Source organism: Burkholderia sp. GW821-FHT14F03 (assembly GCF_058803765.1).
In genome coordinates this window covers 110,785-129,729 of record NZ_JBXAPG010000007.1, presented here as the reverse complement: position 1 = coordinate 129,729, position 18,945 = coordinate 110,785, and the positions used below count along the sequence as shown (strand labels likewise).

16 protein-coding genes and 2 pseudogenes are annotated in these 18,945 nt (G+C 64.3%); 5 read left to right on the top strand and 13 right to left on the bottom strand.

The genetic code is table 11. The annotated features are described in order from the left end of the window. Nucleotides 1-230: 230 nt before the first annotated feature. The 4 genes from AC1RQF_RS07600 to AC1RQF_RS07585 form a co-directional block, all read right to left on the bottom strand. Nucleotides 231-1,049, bottom strand: a complete 819-nt coding sequence (locus AC1RQF_RS07600; RefSeq protein ID WP_492871669.1) for an ABC transporter permease subunit — start codon at nucleotides 1,047-1,049, stop codon at nucleotides 231-233. Further along, nucleotides 1,046-1,975 carry an ABC transporter permease subunit gene (locus tag AC1RQF_RS07595; protein WP_274003005.1) on the bottom strand — a complete coding sequence of 310 codons (930 nt, stop codon included), beginning with the start codon at nucleotides 1,973-1,975 and terminating at the stop codon, nucleotides 1,046-1,048. The genes AC1RQF_RS07600 and AC1RQF_RS07595 overlap by 4 nt, the downstream gene beginning before the upstream one ends. Beyond that, the gene (locus AC1RQF_RS07590) at nucleotides 1,972-3,132 is read right to left on the bottom strand and encodes an ABC transporter ATP-binding protein (protein ID WP_274003003.1); all 1,161 of its coding nucleotides are present in this window, start codon (nucleotides 3,130-3,132) and stop codon (nucleotides 1,972-1,974) included. The genes AC1RQF_RS07595 and AC1RQF_RS07590 overlap by 4 nt, the downstream gene beginning before the upstream one ends. A gap of 93 nt (nucleotides 3,133-3,225) precedes the next feature. After that, a complete protein-coding gene (locus tag AC1RQF_RS07585) occupies nucleotides 3,226-4,320 on the bottom strand; it encodes a polyamine ABC transporter substrate-binding protein (RefSeq protein WP_274003000.1) in 1,095 nt (364 codons plus the stop codon). A gap of 353 nt (nucleotides 4,321-4,673) precedes the next feature. Between AC1RQF_RS07585 and AC1RQF_RS07580 the strand changes: the two genes are divergently transcribed. The 3 genes from AC1RQF_RS07580 to AC1RQF_RS07570 all read left to right on the top strand — a co-directional run bounded on the left by AC1RQF_RS07580 (nucleotide 4,674) and on the right by AC1RQF_RS07570 (nucleotide 7,679). Further along, nucleotides 4,674-6,008, top strand: a complete 1,335-nt coding sequence (locus AC1RQF_RS07580) for an Nramp family divalent metal transporter (protein WP_492871668.1) — start codon at nucleotides 4,674-4,676, stop codon at nucleotides 6,006-6,008. 77 nt (nucleotides 6,009-6,085) lie between these two features. Continuing rightward, nucleotides 6,086-7,384, top strand: coding sequence for a phospholipase A (locus AC1RQF_RS07575; protein WP_492871667.1), 1,299 nt, complete (start codon nucleotides 6,086-6,088; stop codon nucleotides 7,382-7,384). 91 nt (nucleotides 7,385-7,475) lie between these two features. Beyond that, on the top strand, nucleotides 7,476-7,679 hold the full coding sequence (locus AC1RQF_RS07570) for a DUF1289 domain-containing protein (RefSeq protein ID WP_274002996.1): 204 nt from the start codon (nucleotides 7,476-7,478) through the stop codon (nucleotides 7,677-7,679). An 87-nt stretch (nucleotides 7,680-7,766) separates the two neighbouring features. Here the strand turns inward: AC1RQF_RS07570 and AC1RQF_RS07565 are convergent. The 7 genes and pseudogenes from AC1RQF_RS07565 to AC1RQF_RS07535 form a co-directional block, all read right to left on the bottom strand. Then, nucleotides 7,767-8,065, bottom strand: a pseudogene (locus AC1RQF_RS07565) (integrase core domain-containing protein); the annotation flags it as partial. 52 nt (nucleotides 8,066-8,117) lie between these two features. Then, the gene (locus tag AC1RQF_RS07560) at nucleotides 8,118-9,098 is read right to left on the bottom strand and encodes an SDR family NAD(P)-dependent oxidoreductase (protein WP_492871666.1); all 981 of its coding nucleotides are present in this window, start codon (nucleotides 9,096-9,098) and stop codon (nucleotides 8,118-8,120) included. A 373-nt stretch (nucleotides 9,099-9,471) separates the two neighbouring features. Further along, nucleotides 9,472-9,930: a LysR substrate-binding domain-containing protein gene (locus AC1RQF_RS07555; RefSeq protein ID WP_492871664.1), complete on the bottom strand. Its 459-nt coding sequence runs from the start codon at nucleotides 9,928-9,930 to the stop codon at nucleotides 9,472-9,474. A gap of 332 nt (nucleotides 9,931-10,262) precedes the next feature. Then, a pseudogene (locus AC1RQF_RS07550) lies at nucleotides 10,263-10,475 on the bottom strand (integrase core domain-containing protein); the annotation flags it as partial. Nucleotides 10,476-10,947: 472 nt separating this feature from the next. Beyond that, nucleotides 10,948-11,595, bottom strand: coding sequence for an OmpW/AlkL family protein (locus AC1RQF_RS07545; protein WP_274002991.1), 648 nt, complete (start codon nucleotides 11,593-11,595; stop codon nucleotides 10,948-10,950). A 65-nt stretch (nucleotides 11,596-11,660) separates the two neighbouring features. Next, on the bottom strand, nucleotides 11,661-12,851 hold the full coding sequence (locus AC1RQF_RS07540; protein ID WP_492871663.1) for an NAD(P)H-dependent flavin oxidoreductase: 1,191 nt from the start codon (nucleotides 12,849-12,851) through the stop codon (nucleotides 11,661-11,663). A 100-nt stretch (nucleotides 12,852-12,951) separates the two neighbouring features. After that, nucleotides 12,952-14,388 carry an aldehyde dehydrogenase family protein gene (locus tag AC1RQF_RS07535; RefSeq protein ID WP_274002989.1) on the bottom strand — a complete coding sequence of 479 codons (1,437 nt, stop codon included), beginning with the start codon at nucleotides 14,386-14,388 and terminating at the stop codon, nucleotides 12,952-12,954. 255 nt (nucleotides 14,389-14,643) lie between these two features. Between AC1RQF_RS07535 and AC1RQF_RS07530 the strand changes: the two genes are divergently transcribed. Then, a complete protein-coding gene (locus tag AC1RQF_RS07530) occupies nucleotides 14,644-15,807 on the top strand; it encodes a porin (RefSeq protein ID WP_492871662.1) in 1,164 nt (387 codons plus the stop codon). A gap of 124 nt (nucleotides 15,808-15,931) precedes the next feature. Here AC1RQF_RS07530 and AC1RQF_RS07525 read toward each other — a convergent pair whose 3' ends face one another. Then, nucleotides 15,932-16,036, bottom strand: a complete 105-nt coding sequence (locus tag AC1RQF_RS07525) for an ABC transporter ATPase (RefSeq protein WP_492871661.1) — start codon at nucleotides 16,034-16,036, stop codon at nucleotides 15,932-15,934. A gap of 62 nt (nucleotides 16,037-16,098) precedes the next feature. On the opposite strand from AC1RQF_RS07525, the gene AC1RQF_RS07520 reads away from it, so the two are divergent. Beyond that, nucleotides 16,099-17,088: an integrase gene (locus tag AC1RQF_RS07520; protein WP_492871660.1), complete on the top strand. Its 990-nt coding sequence runs from the start codon at nucleotides 16,099-16,101 to the stop codon at nucleotides 17,086-17,088. Here the strand turns inward: AC1RQF_RS07520 and AC1RQF_RS07515 are convergent. After that, a complete protein-coding gene (locus tag AC1RQF_RS07515) occupies nucleotides 17,085-17,879 on the bottom strand; it encodes a hypothetical protein (RefSeq protein WP_492871659.1) in 795 nt (264 codons plus the stop codon). The genes AC1RQF_RS07520 and AC1RQF_RS07515 overlap by 4 nt on opposite strands. Between the last annotated feature and the right edge of the window lie 1,066 nt (nucleotides 17,880-18,945).

Below are 18,945 nucleotides of genomic sequence, written 5' to 3'. Positions count from 1 at the left end.
TCCGATCCTTGATCAAAAACTAGATCGGAATCAAGGGCATATCCAGCTACCAATTCTGGTAGGCAGCGGCGAAGCGTGACGAAAGGCTCGCGAAGGGAAATCCGCGGATGCCGGGCCGGCGCCGCGCCTCATGAACCCTCGCCGGGACGGGCAGCAACGACGCCGGCAAACAAAACGCCCGGCGCGGAGGACTCCGGCGCCGGGCGTGGCGGACGACGGGCGGCGCGCCGTTACAGCACGGCCGCCATCCGCTTGCGCTCGTTGCGCAGCATCACGTAGTTCGCGCCGACGACGCCGATCGTCACCGCGGCGATGAACAGCGTGGCGAGCGCGTTCATCTCGGGGTTCAGGCCGAGCCGCACGCGCGAGAACACGACGAGCGGCAGCGTGGTCGAGCCGGGGCCGGACAGGAACGCGGACAGCACGAGGTCGTCGATCGACAACGTAAACGACAGCAGCCAGCCCGACACCAGCGCCTGCGAGATCAGCGGCAGCGTGATCGTGAAGAACACCTTGAGCGGCGTCGCGCCGAGATCGAGCGCGGCCTCCTCGAGCGAGGGATTCAGCTCGCGCACGCGCGACTGCACGATGATCGCGACGTACGACATGCACAGCATCACGTGGCCGAGCCAGATCGTGAACATGCCGCGCTCGGCCGGCCAGCCGAACCACTTGCCCAGCTCGATGAACAGCAGCAGCAGCGAGATGCCCTGGATCACCTCGGGAATCACGAGCGGCGCGTTGATCATCCCGCTGTACAGCGCGAAGCCGCGAAACCGTCCCATCCGGGCCAGCACGAAGCCGGCCCAGGTGCCGATGAAGACCGAGGCGAACGCGGTCAGCACGCCGATCTTCAGCGACAGCCAGGCGGCCGCGATCAGCTCCGAGTCCTCGATCAGCGCCGCGTACCAGCGGGTCGAGAAACCCGACCAGACGGTGACGAGCGCCGACTCGTTGAACGAGTAGACGATCAGGCTCAGGATCGGGATGTACAGGAAGCCCAGCCCGATGGCCAGCGCGGCGAACTGCAGATAACGATTCGGCTTCATCGACGGCGTCCCTCCAGTTCCTTCGCCTGGTAATACTGGAACACCGCCATTGGCACCAGCAGCAGCAACACCATCGCGACCGTCACGGCGGACGCCATCGGCCAGTCGGCATTGTTGAAGAACTCATTCCACATCACGCGGCCGATCATCAGCGTATTCGCGCCGCCGAGCAGCTCGGGGATCACGTACTCGCCGACGGCCGGGATGAACACCAGCAGGCAGCCCGCGATGATGCCGTTCTTCGACAGCGGCAGCGTGATCTGCACGAACGCCTTCCACGGCTTCGCGCCAAGGTCGTAGGCCGCTTCGAGCAGGCGCAGGTCCATCTTCACGAGATGCGCGTAGAGCGGCATCACGAGGAACGGCAGATACGAGTAGACCATCCCGATGTAGACCGCGATGTTGGTGCGGTACAGCTCGATCGGCGTGCTGATGAGGCCCGTCGACAACAGGAAGTTGTTCAGGAGCCCGTTGTTCTTCAGGATGCCGATCCACGCGTACACGCGGATCAGGAACGACGTCCAGAACGGCAGCATGACCGCCATCATCAGCAGGTTGCGGCTGGCCGGGTTCGAGCGCGCGATGTAGTACGCCATGGGGTAACCGAGCAGCAGGCACAGCAGCGTCGTGATGCCCGCGACCACCACCGAGTTCACGTAGGTCGCGAAATACAGCGTATCGGTGAACAGGAACGCGTAGTGGCGCAGGTTCAGCGCGATATGCAGCACGCCGTCGGTGAAGCTCGTCAGCTCGGTATACGGCGGAATGCCCAGTTCCAGCTCCGCGAAACTGATCTTGACGACCAGGAGGAATGGCACCAGGAAAAACAGCAGCAGCCAGATGAACGGCCCGGCGACCACGGCCGAGCGGCCGCTGAGCCCGAGCTTGCGCACCGGCCAGGTGTACAGGGACGAGAGCGCGCTCATGAGGTCAGCACCACGCCCGCGGCCGCGCTCCAGCGCACGTAGATCTCGTCGCCCCAGCCGGGCGATTCCATGTCGGCGATCGCGAGGCTCGACACGTTCGCGATCACGGTCTTGCCGGAATCGAGCTTCACGTGATACAGCGAGTAGCCGCCGACATAGGCGACGTTCGAGATCACGCCGTGCGCCCAGTTGTAGGCGCCCTCGGGCGGCTTGCGCGTGAGCGCGATCCGCTCGGGACGCACCGACACCGTCACCGGCATGCCGAGCGGCCCGGTGATCCCGTGGTTCACGTACAGCCGCGACGGCAGGTCCGGCGTTTCGATGAACACGTGGTCCGGCTCGTCCTCGACGACGTTGCCGTCGAACAGGTTGGTCGAGCCGATGAATTCGGCCGAGAACCGGCTGTTCGGATACTCGTAGACCTCGTGCGGCGAGCCGATCTGCACGATCTCGCCGTCGCTCATCACCGCGAGGCGGCCGGCCATCGTCATCGCCTCCTCCTGGTCGTGGGTGACCATGATGCAGGTGACGCCGACCTTGTCGAGGATGTTGACCAGCTCGATCTGGGTGCGCTGGCGGATCTGCTTGTCGAGCGCGGACATCGGCTCGTCGAGCAGCAGCAGCTTCGGCCGCTTGACGAGCGAGCGCGCGAGCGCGACCCGCTGTTGCTGGCCGCCCGACAGCTGGTGCGGCTTGCGGCCCGCGTAGCGGCTCATCTGCACGAGTTCGAGCGCGTCGCGCACGCGCTCCCTCAGTTCGGCCTTCGGCACGCCTTCCTGCTTGAGACCGAATGCGACATTCGATTCGACCGACATGTGCGGGAACAGCGCATACGACTGGAACATCATGTTCACGGGCCGCTTGTACGGCGGCATCTGCGCGAGATCCTCGCCGTCGATCAGGATCTTGCCCGAGGTGACCGACTCGAGGCCGGCCAGCATGCGCAGCAGCGTGGACTTGCCGCAGCCGGAACTGCCGAGCAGCGCGAACAGCTCGCCCTTCCGGACGGAAAGATTGACCTGGCGCACCGCCACGGTCTCGCCGAACTGCTTCACGACGTCGACGATCTGAACGAAATTCTCGGCGCGCGCATCGGCGCCGGACTGAGGCGGGTTGGACGGCGCGCCCGCGACCGGCGCGCTCGACTGGCTATTCATAATCGGGTGCTTCTCTCCTGCGTTTGACGAACAAAGCCCCCGGGGTTGCCAGGGGCTTCATGATCCGATGCTTGGCGGGCCTTGCGCGCCGCTTCAGCGTCCTGACTTCAGCTCCGTCCAGAGACGCGTCTGCAGACGCTGGATCTCGGGCGGCAGGGGCTTGAGCAGGAACAGCGTCTTCACGACCTCGGGCGGCGGATAGACGGCCGGGTCGTTGGCGACGTCCGGACGCACGTACTTGCGCGCCTCGAGATTCGCGCTCGGGTAGTACACCGCGTTGGTGATCGCCGCGTGGACTTTCGGGTCCTCGATGTAGTTGATCCACTCGAGGGCCGCTTCCTTGTTCTTCGCGTCCTTCGGGATCGCCATCACGTCGAACCAGACGCCCGCGCCGCCCTTCGGGATGTAGTACTCGACCTTGTAGGGCTTCTTCGCCTCGAGGGTGCGGTGCTTGGCGATCACGACGTCGCCGGACCAGCCGAACGCGAAGCAGATGTCGCCGCCGACCAGGTCGTTGATGTAGCCCGACGAGTTGAACTGGGTGATGTACGGGCGGATCTTCTTGAGCACCTGCATCGCGGCCTGGTAGTCGGCCGGGTTGGTGCTCATCGGATCCTTGCCGATGTAGTGCAGCGTAGCCGCGAACATCTGGTCGGGCGCGTCGAGCACCGACACGCCGCAGGTCTTGAGCTTCGAGAGGTTCTCGGGCTTGAACAGGATGTCCCAGTTGTCGAGCGGCACCTTGCCCAGGATCTGCTGGGCCTTGTTGACGTTGTAGGCGAGGCCCGTCGTGCCGTAGGCCCAGGGCACCACGTACTTGTTGCCCGGATCCGCGCCGGCGACGAGCGCCATCAGCTGCGGATCGAGATACTTGAGGTTCGGCAGCTTCGACTTGTCGAGCGGCGCGAAGATGCCGGCCGCGATCTGCTTGCCCGCGTAGTTGCTGGTCGGCACGACGATGTCGTAGCCGGAATTGCCGGTCAGCAGCTTCGCCTGCAGCGTGTCGTCGCTGTCGTAGTTGTCGTAGCGAACCTTGATGCCGTTCTGCTTCTCGAAGTTCGGGATCGTGTCCTTCGCAATGTAGTCCGACCAGTTGTAAACATTGAGCTGCGTATCCTTCGCCGCCGCGGCCGATGCAGCCGCGCACAGCGCCAGCGCCGCGAACCGGCCCGCCACCTTTGCTTTCATCCCGTTCTCCCGTCCGACCGGCTTGGATCCGGCCTTCATCTGCCTCGCCATGACGGCGCGCCGTGCGCGCCGCCCCTCGAAAACCCCGAAAACTACCATTAATCCCCCGCCGTAACAAAAAAAACACCCGGCTGTCGCGCAAACGGAACAGATTCGCGCGGCGGCTCGCCCGCCTTCCGGCGCGAGGAAATGGCCGCAATTTTATCGGGTTATCGCCCCGTGTCCATCCCCGAAAAATTCGCGCGCCGCCCGAGCCGATCACCTACCCTAAATTTGTGCGCCGCTCGTTCGTCATTCCATTGAGAGCGGGCGCATTCCGCACCCGTCCCAACCGACCGCAGGTGCGCCCGACCATGAACAGCCACCCGTTCGCCACCCGCCCGGACGCGGGCCGCCCTGATGCGGGCCACCCCGACGGCGATCGCCCGTCCGCCCCCGGCGATCCCGGCGGCCCGCGCCGCTGGCTGTCGTTCGCCGGCGCGGGGATGCTCGTCGCGGTCGGCTACATGGATCCCGGCAACTGGGCGACCGCGCTCGCGGGCGGCGCGGCCTACGGCTATCGGCTGCTCGGCGTGGTGATCGCGTCGAGCCTGATGGCGATGCTGCTGCAATGGCTGGCCGCGCGGCTCGGCGTGGTCTGCGGGCGCGATCTGGCTCAATTGTGTCGGGAACACTATGGCCGCCGCACCACCGTGCTGCTATGGATCGCGGCGGAGATCGCGATCATCGCGTGCGACGTCGCCGAGGTGGTCGGCGCGGCCGTCGCGCTGCAATTGCTGCTCGGCGTCTCGCTGACGGCCGGCGTGCTGCTGTCGGCCGTCGGCACGCTCGCGATGCTGGCGCTGCAACGCCCCGGCACGCGCCTGCTCGAAACCGTGATCACGACGCTGATCGGCTTCGTCGGCCTGTGCTTCGTGGTCGAGGTGGCGCTCGCGCAGCCCGACTGGCGCGCCGCGCTGGCGGGCACGGTGCCGCCGCCCGCGCTGCTGCGCGACGCGGGCATGCTGTGGATCGCGGCCGGCATGCTCGGCGCGACCGTGATGCCGCACAACCTGTACCTGCACGGCTCGCTCGTCCGCCATCTGGCGGCCCCGCGCGACGACGCCGCGATCCGTCGCGCGCTGTTCGGCGTGAACCTCGATACGTTCGTGTCGCTGTCGATCGCGTTCGTCATCAACGCGGCGCTGTTGATCGTCGCGGCCGCCGTGTTCCACGCGCACGGCCACCATGACGTGACCGACCTCGCCGACGCGCACCGCCTGATCGCGCCGATCGTCGGCAACCAGTGGGCCGGCATCCTGTTCGCCGCCGCGCTGCTCGCCTGCGGGCTGTCGGCGACCGTGACCGGCACGCTCGCCGGCCAGGCCGTGATGGAAGGGTTTCTCGCGCTGAGGCTGCCGCGCTGGCAGCGCGCGCTGCTGACCCGCTCGCTCGCGATCGGCCCCGCGCTCGTCGCGGTCGGCCTGTACGGCCAGCACGGCTCGAACTCCCTGCTGGTCGCCAGCCAGGTCGTGCTGAGCCTGCAACTGCCGCTCGCCGTGATCCCGCTCGTGCGCTTCACCTCGGACCGCGCGCTGATGGGGGCGTGGCGCGTGCACGGCGCGGCGCTCGCGGCCGCCTGGGCCTGCACGGCGATCATCCTGCTGCTGAACGGCGCGCTCATCTGGCAAGCGGCGACGGGCGCCTGAATTACAATGGGGCGACTGCGCGCGCGCCGCCACGGTGCGCTTCCGCTCACCGCTCCAACAGGATTCGTCGCCCGCCCATGCCCGCACGTCCCGTTGCCCCGTCCACCGTCCGCCGTCCCGTTTCCTTCCACTCCCTGGCGCGCGCCCTGTGCGCGGCCGCCGTATTCGCGAACGCGCCGGCGCACGCCGCCGTCGCGCTGCTGCAGCCCGCGAAGGAAGCCGCCGCGAGCGCGCCGCTGACGCTCACGCTGCTTTATTCCGCCGACGACTCGCCGCTCGACGTCGCCCCGCCCGCCGCGCTCGACGTCACGCTGACGGCCGACGACAAGCCGCCCGTGCCGCTCTCGCTGGCGCGCGACGCCGACGTGCCGGATCGCTTCACGCTGCGACCCGGTGCGTACCGCAAGGTCCGCTACGCGGCCGCATGGCCCGCGACCCTGCGCGGCGGCGTCACGATCACGCCGCTCGGCCTCGACGCCTCGCCCGCGCTCGTCGTGCTCAACCGCGGCCCGCGCCAGGCCGAGCTGGCGCGCGCGGAACAGGCGGCCGCGCAGGCGACGACGCCCGCCGCGCGCGACGCGGCCAATACGCGCCTCGCCACGCTCGACACCGCGCCGCTGCCGCCCGGCGACGCGCTGACGACCGCCGCGCCGGGCTGGCTGTCGTCGCACCTCAGCTACTACGAGCCGATCTACTTCGGCGTGGGCGCCAACGGCGGCACGAGCGCGCGTTTCCAGCTCAGCTTCAAGTACCGTCTGCACCTGCCCGACGACCCCGCCTCCCGGCGCTTCATCGACAACCTGTACTTCGCGTACACGCAGACCTCGATCTGGGATTTGTCGAGCGCGTCGAAACCGTTTCGCGACACGAGCTACAAGCCGCGCCTGTTCTATTACATCGCCGACACCGGCTGGCGCAGCGCCTGGTTCACGCGCATGGGCGCGGCGGCCGGGATCGGCCACGAATCGAACGGCCGGGCGGGCGGCGCATCGCGCAGCCTGAACATCGCCTTCGTGCAGCCAACCTGGGAGTTCGGCAAGCTCGACGACTACCACCTGCAGGTATCGCCGATGTTCTACTACTACCTGGAGAAGAGCGAGAACGAGGATATCGCGGACTATCGCGGCTACCTGGACCTGCTCGTGAAATACGGCAGCCCCGGCGGCTGGCAGCTCGCGACCACGTTGCGCAAGGGCGCCCGCCACGGGTACGGCAGCGTCGACGCGCAACTCAGCTATCCGCTGTCGAGGCTGATCGGGCAGGCCTGGGGCGGCTACGTGTGGATCGGCTACTTCAACGGCTACGGCGAGGACCTGCTCGACTACAACCGCCGCCAGCACTGGATCGCGCGGATCGGGTTCAGCATCGCGCGCTGAGCCCGCCGGCGACGCCTGCCCGCATCGGTTAACATAGCGCCTCGCGCCGGCGCCCGGCGCACCGCTTCAACCCAACCGAACCGTAGATCCGATGACCTCCAACCTTCATGACAAACCCGACAGCCCGTGCATCGGCGTCTGTTCGACCCTTTTTGACGATGTCTGCAAGGGCTGCGGTCGCACCGCCCTCGAGGTCGCGAACTGGGTGTTCATGAGCGATGCGGAGAAACAGGCCGTGTGGGAACGCATCACGCGCGAAGGCACGGCCATGCGCTTCCAGTACGACAAGCTCTGATCCGGCCCGCCGCGCAGGCCAACGCATCACGCGGTCGCACAAAAAAGAGTTCATCGCCGGCCTGCGGCGGGATTGTGTAGCCAGTCGAGCAGTGAACCGCACGTCGATATTGCCGGACTCCGGCCAGGCTCGACGGGCCGTGGCCGGAATGGGTAGCGATGAGCGCTATGCCGGCGTCACTCGTTGTAAAACGGCCGCCACGGCTCGATGAGCATCCTGGCATCAGCGGGGCTGCAGAACCCTTCACGACTGAGCACCTCGTCGCGCGGCTTGCCATCGAAACGTTCGACGATGCCGTTTTGCCATGCGCGACCGGGCGCGATGAAGGCCGGGCCGACAGACGCGTCGCGCAGCCAGCGCACGACGCGGGCAGCAGCAAAATCCGCCATAGGCCTCAAGCGCGCATTGATCCACGCGCTGCCGTCGCCCCCTGTCCCATCAGTTGCCCTTGGGCATGACCTGTGGGCCCGCACCGCCGGCGAATTTCTCCATCTCGATGACCTTGCACCGCATTTCAACCTGCGGAAGCATGACGGCCGCTGGCAAGCCCAGGACGAAATCGATCGTCGCCACGACATCCTCGACCTGGATCTTCGCCTCATTCGCGATGCGGCCGTCATTGGTCATGTCGGTATTGACCACACTGGGGCACAGGCAGGTCACGCGCACATCGAAGGGCAGCAACTCCTTGTGCAGAGCCTGCGCGTAGCTGATCAACGCGGCCTTGGTCGCCGCATAGACCCCGAGCTTTGGCAGGCTCTCTGTCCCGGCCATCGAGGAGATCAGGAGGATCTGTCCGCCCCCCTCAAGCCGCATGCGGTTCGCCACGAGATTGGTGACAACCAGGGCGCTGGTGAGGTTGACGTCCACCATGGAAATGACATCCTCGGTCGCAAGAGCCGAACCACCCATCTTCAAGACCCCGGCCGAATTCACCAGCATGGTGATCCGCATCGTGCCGGACAGGGCTTTCGCGACTGCTTCGTGTACCTGATTCGGAAAACGCATGTCCACGCTGAGCAGCTCAATCCTGCAATCCGGGTGCAGGGCCAGGATCTGGGCCCTGGCCCGAGCGAGCCCCGCAGGATCTTGTGCCAACAGGAGCAAGTTCATACCCCTGCCAGCCAGGTACTTTGCAACTGCCAGGCCGATCCCTCGGCTGCCGCCTGTGACAAGCGCATAGGCCGGGCGCTGATCATCTGCAGTACCCAACATGGATTGATTCACCATCCTTATCTCCAAAACGAACTTCATGTTGTTCATCGTGCCGGCCACGCGGCCGAAGACGACTGAGAGAAACGGAAATCCCGCGGGTGGAAGCCGTGCCGCCCGACGAGGACACTTCCGCGAGCGCTTCCCCATGCTCACGTCGCGGTGGTAATGCGCCATGCGCCGCAGAACCCGCAAGAGGAACAGCATATCCGGCCTGACGAGAATTGGGGTGATGTCGAATCGACGCCATCAGCCCTCACTGCCATTGCTTCTACGCTGCACCCTCTTGATCTTGAACGCCGTTACCCGGATGCGGGGCCGCGCGCGGCGACGGCGCGCCTTGCCGTGCGGTGATACCCGTAGCCGCTCGGCTGTGAACTTGCCTGGCACGCGTTATCGAACGATTCTCGATGGCGGCCAGACCACGCGTCTTTGCAGGAGTTGATATTGTCGATTGCACGCGACCTTCCAGATTCGACTGATGCGGCCCATCCTGCATCGCTGCGGCGACATATAGAACCATCGCGGATCTTGGAAAGATTCGACGAGAATTCTTCATGGCGGCCGCCCCGCTCAAATTTCAATGATGCTTGCAAATCCACTTTGTGAAGCGTGATACCTCGGAATGCCTTTCACTCTCATCAGGCCAGATTATGAAATACGGAATTGGCGCATTGACCTCGATAGCATGTATCTGCTGGAGATCTCCACGCTCAAGATAAGGCCGTGCAAATTTCTTGCGTACAAGAATAATGCCAAGGCCAGCGATCGCCGCCTGAATTAATGCACTGTTATTATCCAACAGGTGACCAAATGAAGGCTCGATAATCGGAAGCCCAGCCGCCTCCAACCAATCATGCCCATCTCGACATGAAACCCGAAGAAAAGGCAAAATCGAAAGCGATGAAGCGCCAATCGGCGGAAGCTCATTGGATAGCGATTTATTTGCACAAGTAATCAAAGTATCGCGACTCAACTCCCGGGAGCAGCGTTCACTTTTCCAATGACCGCCACCCCAAATGCAAGCATCGAAATTCATACCTTCAACTGGCCGATCGCAAGCTCACGTATCGATCGATGATTTAATATCAGGATGAATGGCGTTGAATAGATGAATGTTAGGTATGAGCCAATGCAAAGCAAAATCTACGCAAACATTTACGTGCAACTCCGATGCATTTGGAGCGGCAGGTGAGGTTGCCACCGAGATTGCCTTCTGTAGATCGATCAATCCATGCCTGACTTTGCGAGCTAGTTCAATTGCAGTCTCGGCTGGAATCATTCGACCCCAGCCTGCTCCGAAGCACCGACGAAGTCGTCACGGATAAGCTGCGCAGTTGCGCGCGACCTGCGGCGGCATCCTGTGACCAATCACGCGGCGTATCTCGCGTCGATATTGTCGGAATCCAGGCAGGCTCGACGGATCGTGGCTGCGACCAGCGCCATGGGGCCCGCGCGTGTTATAGAACTGCCGCTGGCGTTCGATGAGCACCTTGCCTCGGCGCGGCTGTGGAACCATTCGCGGCTCGGCAGTTCGCCATGCCGCTTGCCGTTGAAGCTATCGACGAACTCGTTTTGCCACGGACAGAGGTGGCCTCGCTCGTTCGGACAGCGTCGCGCAGCAGGCCTCATCCGGAGTCTGATCCGCCGGACTCGAATGGAGCCATTTCCTGTTGCCCAACGCGATGCATTCGCCGATGAAGCGTGACCGACTCATACGCTTTCGGGCGGGCCTCTTCATACTTGATGCTGCGCCGCACCCGCCCGACGAACACGTCACACGCTGTTTGCGCACCGAGCTCATCGTGTACGTACCCACGAGCCCCCTGACGTCTTAAGCTCGTTTGCTGCGCCAGTCCGTCACCGCACTTGCCGGGCTTGGGACGTGGCCAGCCCCGCTGCCGGAGATTCCCGCATACCGGGCCGCGTCACGCACTGCCCTGGATCCCAAACCCGGCGGCGGTCCAATCCTCGACGAACAAAAAAAAGCGGCATGCAGAACGCCATGCCGCCAACCCCAACACATGTTGCGGACGGGCGCCTGCCCGTCCGGAATTCAGAACTTCATCCCGACGCCCACGCCGAGAATCAGCGGATCGATATGCAAGCGGCCGAGCGATTGGCCGGCGAGCGTCGCGTCGGTATGCATCCAGATCTTCTTCAGATCGACGTTGACGAACAGCTTCTTGGTGACCTGCACGTCGACGCCGAACTGCAGCGCCGGGCCGAAGCTGTGATTGCTGACCGAGATGCCCGTGCCGCCCGCGTTCAGCCCGTTGTTATAGAACAGCGTGTAGTTGATCCCCGCGCCGAAATACGGCCGCACCTTGCCCGCATGATTGAAGTGGTACTGCAGCAGCAGCGTCGGCGGCAGCACGTTCACGCCGCCGAGGTGACCGAGGCTGCCCGAGTTGATCTGGTGCCGCGACGTCCCGAGGATCAGTTCGACCCCGAGGTAGTCGCGGATCATGTACGTGAAGTCCAGCTCCGGCACGATGGCATTGTTCACGCCGACGTTCAGCGCGGACAAGGTGCCGCTGGTGCGATCCTGCGGCATGATGCTGATGGCGCGCACCCGCGCAATGATGTCGCCCTGTGAGATACCGTCGCCGGGCGACGCCGCCTGCGACAGCGTAGGCGTCAGTGCGACGCACGCTGCGATGGCGGACAAGGCGACGAGACGAGGACGAATTGTTTTCTGCATGATTAGAACCCCCTGGAAACTGATGCGATTTTCCAGGGACCGTTCCCATTGCATATTGACGGCCGTCAAGCGAGCGAGAACGTGGGACGGTTTGCCGCAGGCTCAGGCGCGACGCCCGTCAGCAGCAGGTCGAGCAGGTCGCGCACGCTGCGGATCGCGGCGCCGAACGGCAGCGGCTCGCGGCCCCGGAAGAACAGGCCGTTCGCGATGTCGCCGCGCAGCGCGGCGGCAAGCCGCGTGTCGATGCAGAAATGCCCGAACTTCTCGATGCCGTCGCGCAGGCCGCACACGCCGAGACATTCGAGCGAGGTCGGGCAGCGCTGCTTGAACGCGCCGAGCTTCGCGCGGATCCGCGCCTCGTGCCGCAGGTAGCGTTCGAGCCACGGCGTCTTCACCGCGCGCGCCGGCAGCCCGGTCACGCTGATGAATTCCACGATGTCGTCCTGTTGCGCATCGGCGAGGACCCGCTTGAAGTTCGGATGCGCATCGCCCTCCTCCGTCACCGCGAACGGCGTGCCCACCTGCACGCCGTTCGCACCCGCCGCGAGCGCGGCGCGCAGCGCGGCATGGCTGTTGATGCCGCCCGCGACGATCAGCGGGATGCGTTCACGCTCGATGCCGAGTTCGGCGAAGGTGCGCGCGGTTTCTTCGAGCACGCGCGCGAACTCGAAGCGCGGATCGCGCATGTCGTCGAGATTCGTGACGCCAAGGTGGCCGCCCGCATGCGCGGGATGCTCGATCACGATCGCATCCGGCAGACGGCCCTTCTTCATCCATTTCTTCACGACCAGCGCGATGCCGCGGCTGTCCGACAGGATCGGGATCAACGCGATATCATGGCCGCGCGTCATCTCGGGCAGGTCGAGCGGCAGGCCCGCGCCCATCACGATCGCGTCGGCGCCGAATTCGCAGGCCACCTGCACGTAGTCCGCCTGCGCGCTGACCGCCTTCATGACATTGACCGCGATCATGCCGCGCCCCTGGCTCCAGGTGCGCGCGAGCTGGATCTCGCGCGCGAGCGCTTCGAGATTCGCGCCTTCGAGCGTGGCGCGGTCGGATTGCGGGCGGCAGCGTTCGAGCAGGTCGGCGTGGTGATGACGCAGATCGATGCTCGCGATCGTGCCCATCGCGCCTTCGCGCGCGACGCTGCCCGCAAGACGATGGGCCGAGATCCCGACGCCCATGCCGCCCTGGACGACGGGCAACAATGAACGGGCGCGGATCTGGAGCGGCGGAAAGGAAGGGAGTGCGGTCATCGGAACCTCTTCAGTGCAACGAGGAAAAAGCCCGATGATCGGCGTTTGCCCGCCGCGCGCGTTGACGGCCGTCAACAAACGCGCGGCGCGCGACGACGCGCTACGCCGCAGGCGGCGTATTCAGCTGCATCGATTTGTACTCGAGATATTCCTCCAGCCCGTACACGCCGTTCTCGCGACCGCGGCCCGATTGCTTGAATCCGCCGAACGGCGCGGCCGGATTCCATGCGCCGCCATTGATATCGACCTGGCCCGTGCGGATGCGTCGCGCGACCTGCAGCGCGCGCGCGTCGCTGCCCGCCCACACCGCGCCGCCGAGCCCATACGGCGAATCGTTGGCGATGCGCACCGCATCGTCCTCGTCGCGGTACGTGATGATCGACAGCACCGGGCCGAAGATCTCCTCCTGCGCGATCGTCGCGTCCGGCGCGACTCGGCCGAACACCGTCGGCTTCACGAAGAACCCGCGCGACAGCCCGTCCGGCAATTCGACGCCGCCCGTCACCAGCTCCGCGCCTTCGTCGATGCCGCGCTGGATATAGTCCCGCACGCGCTGCTGCTGAGCCGCCGACGCGAGCGCGCCGTGGCGGGTCGCGTCGCTGCGCGGATCGCCTGCGACATAGCGCTCGGCCGCGGCCTTCGCGAGTTCGCGCGCTTCTTCGTAGCGCGCCTCCGGCACCAGCATCCGCGTGTGCGCGGAACAGGTCTGGCCGGCATTGAGATAGCACGCGCCGACCGTGCCCTTCACCGCCGTCGGGAAATCGGCGTCGTCGAGCAGGATCGAGGCGGACTTGCCGCCCAGCTCCAGCGCGACGCGCTTCACCGACGCCGCCGCGAGTTCCGACACGCGCTTGCCGACGCGCGTCGAGCCGGTGAACGACACCATGTCGATCTCGGGCGCGCTCGCGAGCGCTTCGCCGACCACCGGCCCGTAGCCGCAGACGAGATTGAACACGCCGGCCGGCAGGCCCGCCGCGTGAATCGCCTCGGCCAGCACGAACGCATTGAGCGGCGCGACCTCGGACGGCTTCAGCACCACCGTGCAGCCGGCCGCGAGCGCGGCGGCGACCTTCAGCGTGATCTGGCTCAGCGGATAGTTCCACGGCGTGATCGCCGCGACCACGCCCACCGGCTCGCGCACGACGAGCGAATTGCCAACCCGCTGCTCGAATGCGAAGGTCTCGGCGAGCTTCGCATACGTGCCCCAGGCGTGGATCGGGCCGCCGACCTGGATCGCGCGCGACAGCTTGATCGGCATGCCGACTTCGCCCGTGATCAGTTGCGCCAGCTCGTCGGCGCGCGCCTTCAGGTTCGCGGTGATCGTGCGCAGATACGCGGCGCGCTCGGCGGGCGGCGTCGCGGCCCAGCCGTCGAACGCGGCGCGCGCGGCGGCGACGGCCGCGTGCGCGTCGGCCGCGTCGCCGGCCGGAATGCGGCCGATGACGGCCTCGGTGCCGGAGTCGATCACGTCGATCGCGCCGCTGCCGGACGGGGTGCGCCACGCGCCGTCGATATAGAACTGTTCGTAGGTTTGCATCGTGCGGTTCCTGTCTCCAAGGGAGCGGACATTCTACCGAGCCGCTCGCGCGAGCGCGATCCCGCATGGCCGCTCGATGAAGCCGCGATGACACGATTCTCATTTGGCGCTCATCCGGGCGGAGCGGCGCATTCCTAGCATCGGGGCTGAATCGCGATGATCGGGCGCCGCCGGGCCGCCCCGGCAGCGCGATCCGGCCGGCGCCCTGGACGGGCAGCCTGCGCCCCTCCGTCCTATATCCGTGTGGAGCATCCGATGAAATCATGCAGCGCCCTTCCGCTCGCCAGCCTCGCCCTGTTCGGGGCGACCGGCCTGGCCCAGGCCCAATCGAGCATCACCCTCTACGGCCTCATCGACACCTCGCTGACCTACGTGAACCGCGTCAACGCGAACGGCGACAGCCAGATCGGTCTCGGCAACGGCAACCTGCTCGGCAGCCGCTGGGGCTTGAAAGGCTCGGAGGATCTCGGCGGCGACCTCAAGGCGATCTTCACGATCGAGAACGGCTTCGATCCGAACAGCGGCGCACTCGGCCAGGGCGGCCGGATGTTCGGCCGCCAGTCGTTCGTCGGGCTGGAAAGCGCGCGCTACGGGACGCTCACGATCGGCCGCCAGTACGACGCGCTCGCGGACGTCGCGTGGCCCGTCACCGGCGACTACTACTTCGGCAGCGTGTACGCGACGCCGGGCGATGTCGACAACTACGACACGTCGTCGCGCACCAGCAATGCGATCAAGTACACCTCGCCGACGCTCGCGGGCTTCCAGTTCGTCGGCATGTACGCGCTGGGCGGCGTCGCGGGCAAGACCGGGTCCGGGCAGACCTGGTCGGTGGGCGTGGCTTATGGCAACGGACCGCTCAGCGTGGCGGGCGGCTATTACTATGCGGCCAATGCGGCGCCCTCGGCGGGCGCGCTGCGCAATGCGTGGGGCGGCACGTCGGACGGCACCTTCGACGGCTCGCTCGTCAACGGCGGATACATCTCGGCGAAATCGATGGGCATCGCGCGCGCGGCCGTGCAGTACGTGGCGGGCCCGTTCACGCTCGGGCTCGATTACAGCAATGCGCAGTACAAGCCCGATGCGTTCTCGACCTTCCGCGAGACCGAGAAGTACAACACCGGGCGCGGTTTCGTGAATTACCAGGCGAACGCGGCGGTGCTGGTCGGGGTGGGCTACAGCTACACGAAGGCGAGCGGCGATACGAGCGCGACCTACCATCAGGTGTCGGCGGGCGCGGATTATACGTTGTCGAAGCGGACCGACTTCTATCTGGTCGGCGCGTGGCAGCGCGCGAACGGCACGCAACGCACGATGGACGGCGGCACGCAGCCTGCGCAGGCGTCGATCGGGTCGTATGGGTATGGCGGGACGCGCACGCAGAGCATCGTGGCGCTGGGGATGCGGCATCGGTTTTGAGCGCGGCCCCGATGGCGCGGGCGCATGTGAAAAGAGCCCGCTTCGTTGCCGAAGCGGGCTCTTGCGGGGAGCGGGGGGAGCGGAAAACGAGAAACGGAATGCGGGCCGTCCGGCCCGCTCGCGCTTACGCCTGCCCCTGGCTCGTCAGGAAGTCTTCGTAATTCCCGCCGAAGTCCGTCAGCGTGCCGTCCGTCTTCACTTCGATGATCCGGTTCGCGAGGCCGCTCACGAACTCGCGGTCATGCGACAGCCAGACCCAATCTGATTTCCTGTAACTATCTGGAGGTCAGAATGGCATCTATCGTTCAACGTGGGTACAAATGGCAGGCCAAAATCCGGGTCCAGGGCCAGCCGATCCGCTCCAAAACTTTCGATACGCGGGAGGCTGCTGAGCAGTGGACGGCCGAACAAGAGGCAATCAAGCCAGTTCCCAAGCAGCCCCGTAAGGTCCGCGAGAAACCCCCTACGCTCACCGTGGGAGACCTCTTTGCACGGTACATCAAAGCCCCTCTACCGGGACGCCGAAATGTCGAATGGGAGCGCGGGATATGCCGCCGCTTCATCCGCAATGAAAAGAGGCTATGCGCCGTCCCTGCCGCTAAGCTCGACAAGCCACATTTGGTCGAATGGCGGGATCGACGCATCGGGGAGGTTGCCCCTAGCACCGTAATTCGAGAGCTTGACGCCATATCCGCCGTGTACCGCCTCGCAATAGACGAGTGGGCCGTCGGTTTGAGCGTCAACCCGATCAAGGGGCTACGCCGCCCCAAGCTCCCGCCACCGCGTGACGTGCGGCTTGCCATAGGCGACGACGAAAAATTGATCGCATCCGCTATCGACTACAACCGCGAGATCGCCCCGGCTATCGTCCTCGCAATCGAGACGGCAATGCGTCAAGGCGAGATAGCCAAGCTCCGCTGGGAACATATCGACCTGGAGGCCCGAACCGTTCTACTACCTATGACGAAGAACGGGACACCGAGAAAGGTTCCTCTATCGAGCCGGGCAATCGAGGCTCTAACGTGGTGTCCTCCGCCCCATTGTGGCCGCGTATTCAAACTCACGCAGTCAGCCATGAAATACGCTTTCAGCCGTGTACGCGAAGAATGCGGCCTTGGGACCATCCATTTCCACGACCTACGACATGAAGCGACAAGCAGGCTGTTTGAAAAGGGATTGAACGTCCTTGAGGTCGCGACCATTACCGGCCACAAGAACCTCAAGCACCTCCAGCGCTACACCCATCTCCGCGCCGAGGATTTGGCGAAGAAGCTAGGTTAAGGAGACTTCCTGGGCCGCCTTGCTCGCTTGCTGGGCGGTTCCTGCGGACCTGAACCGCAATTCCCCTCCTTGGACAAAGGATGATCGGCCCAATTTTTGGCGGACATGATCTTTTCTTGGATCACGTTCTTCGAACGGGCTTTCGAAATGACCTCGCCAGTCTTTTCGTCCTTGCGCTCCGGGTACTCGCCGTCAATATAGATCGTGTCCCACATCTCCTTATCCGCAACGTCCCAGATAAATGCCTTGATCGCTGTAATTGCCGGTGCGACATCAACAACGACAGGGGAGCGAGTTAACGCGTCTCGGATCGTCGTACCCCGCACGTTATAGCCTACCGGCCCTCTGAGAGTCGCATAGACCCGTTTCCCGTCCCTGCTCCGAATGTGGAATACCTCCACCATGAACGGTTTGCCCAGCAGTTCGGCTATGTGCGTAGCTGCACCGCCGCATGCCCTGTCCATCGCGTCGAATAGCTCATGGAAGCTGGTCCCATACGCTACGTCTAACGTCTCCTGCGCAGTAATCCGAACCGGAATCTCCTGCCCTCCCCGTATGGTGGGTTCATGGTTCGGGCCGCTCAGTTCAAAGACCAGATCGACCTTTTCGCGCTCGCGCTTCTTGCCCTCGAATTCTTCCTCATGCGTGCCTAGCTCGAAGTAGCCGACGAAGCGCGCGCGAGCCAATCCCGCAGCCGGAGGGATGTACCCTACGTTACCGGGATCACGCATATTCGGTAGTCGCCCGTCCTTCACAGCCTGCTTAACTCGTTTTGCAATGTCGTCGCTCATGTCAACCTCGATAGGAACCGATTAGGCATCTTATCAAGGTGAAAATCCGGACTCGAACCGGCACCACTTATTTTAGTCGCACTCCTTCACAATATGAACAGGCTGTCGCAGAATGACTGCTCCACACCGACCAAGAGCGAACTATGCCGCGAGTAAGAACGCACCACGTAAGAACGCACCACATCCCGGATTCGTCGCCCCCACCTCTCGATATCCGCAAAGATGGCGCAGGCATCACCGAATTAGACGCGCTCCAGATAGCGACAAAGGCTGTCGAGATTTACGCAGCGCGTCACCCGCGACCGCCGCACGTAACGATTACTCAGGCGGCGGAGATGCTCGGCAAAAGCCGTCCTACGGTATCGGCGATGCTAACTCGCTATAAAATACGGCTCAACAAATGCGGTCAAATCCCTATCGAATCAATAGACCGATTACTAGCCGCCAGCAATTAATCCATCAAAGCCTTACGTCGCCGCATCTGATCCGGGGTAGCCCGCTTCTGGGCTGCCTCGTCAAGCTGAATGAACTGACTAACCCCGATATCCCGCATAGCTAGAACCGTCTTGAGTGGGATCAAATCCCCAGCAAACCGCAACCCAAAACAGTACCATGGTGCATCAGTGGCGTAACTCGACGTGCGCTCATACGGATACCATTTCTCTCCTAGCCAAGCTCCGTCAATCTCGAACCGAGAAATTATCGTGTGGTTATCGTTTGACGGGGAATTCGCTCCGGCCTTAACAGCATCGCGAATATCTAGACCCGTATTTACGTTGATCGTACTGTATCCGTGTTTACTCAGAATTTCACATATCAGAGATTGGGATTTATTTGACAATCGCTTGCTTAGCCGGGCGGGTGTAAATGGCTTTCCGAGTCGCAGTAGAGATGTTATCAAATTCGCCATGTCTTGCCGTGAGCCCTCCGCTTTGCTGGGACTACGGCAGAGCGCAAATGCAAAAGCCGTAGGCCATGCTTTACTCCCATCGTTAACGTGAACCTCCGTTTTAACATCCAGAGTCACGCCGAATTGTGCAGCGCCTCCGATCTGCTTCTCTGCTGC

Excerpts from the sequence above, each read along its gene's own strand:
- AC1RQF_RS07535 (WP_274002989.1), bottom strand. The coding sequence starts at position 14,388 with ATGCAAACCTACGAACAGTTCTATATCGACGGCGCGTGGCGCACCCCG.
- AC1RQF_RS07540 (WP_492871663.1), bottom strand. The coding sequence starts at position 12,851 with ATGACCGCACTCCCTTCCTTTCCGCCGCTCCAGATCCGCGCCCGTTCA.
- AC1RQF_RS07595 (WP_274003005.1), bottom strand. The coding sequence starts at position 1,975 with ATGAGCGCGCTCTCGTCCCTGTACACCTGGCCGGTGCGCAAGCTCGGG.
- AC1RQF_RS07545 (WP_274002991.1), bottom strand. The coding sequence starts at position 11,595 with ATGCAGAAAACAATTCGTCCTCGTCTCGTCGCCTTGTCCGCCATCGCA.
- AC1RQF_RS07600 (WP_492871669.1), bottom strand. The coding sequence starts at position 1,049 with ATGAAGCCGAATCGTTATCTGCAGTTCGCCGCGCTGGCCATCGGGCTG.
- AC1RQF_RS07515 (WP_492871659.1), bottom strand. The coding sequence starts at position 17,879 with ATGAGCGACGACATTGCAAAACGAGTTAAGCAGGCTGTGAAGGACGGG.
- AC1RQF_RS07560 (WP_492871666.1), bottom strand. The coding sequence starts at position 9,098 with ATGCTGTTCCTCTTGCGGGTTCTGCGGCGCATGGCGCATTACCACCGC.
- AC1RQF_RS07530 (WP_492871662.1), top strand. The coding sequence starts at position 14,644 with ATGAAATCATGCAGCGCCCTTCCGCTCGCCAGCCTCGCCCTGTTCGGG.
- AC1RQF_RS07580 (WP_492871668.1), top strand. The coding sequence starts at position 4,674 with ATGAACAGCCACCCGTTCGCCACCCGCCCGGACGCGGGCCGCCCTGAT.
- AC1RQF_RS07520 (WP_492871660.1), top strand. The coding sequence starts at position 16,099 with ATGGCATCTATCGTTCAACGTGGGTACAAATGGCAGGCCAAAATCCGG.
- AC1RQF_RS07570 (WP_274002996.1), top strand. The coding sequence starts at position 7,476 with ATGACCTCCAACCTTCATGACAAACCCGACAGCCCGTGCATCGGCGTC.
- AC1RQF_RS07585 (WP_274003000.1), bottom strand. The coding sequence starts at position 4,320 with ATGAAAGCAAAGGTGGCGGGCCGGTTCGCGGCGCTGGCGCTGTGCGCG.
- AC1RQF_RS07590 (WP_274003003.1), bottom strand. The coding sequence starts at position 3,132 with ATGAATAGCCAGTCGAGCGCGCCGGTCGCGGGCGCGCCGTCCAACCCG.
- AC1RQF_RS07555 (WP_492871664.1), bottom strand. The coding sequence starts at position 9,930 with ATGAATTTCGATGCTTGCATTTGGGGTGGCGGTCATTGGAAAAGTGAA.
- AC1RQF_RS07575 (WP_492871667.1), top strand. The coding sequence starts at position 6,086 with ATGCCCGCACGTCCCGTTGCCCCGTCCACCGTCCGCCGTCCCGTTTCC.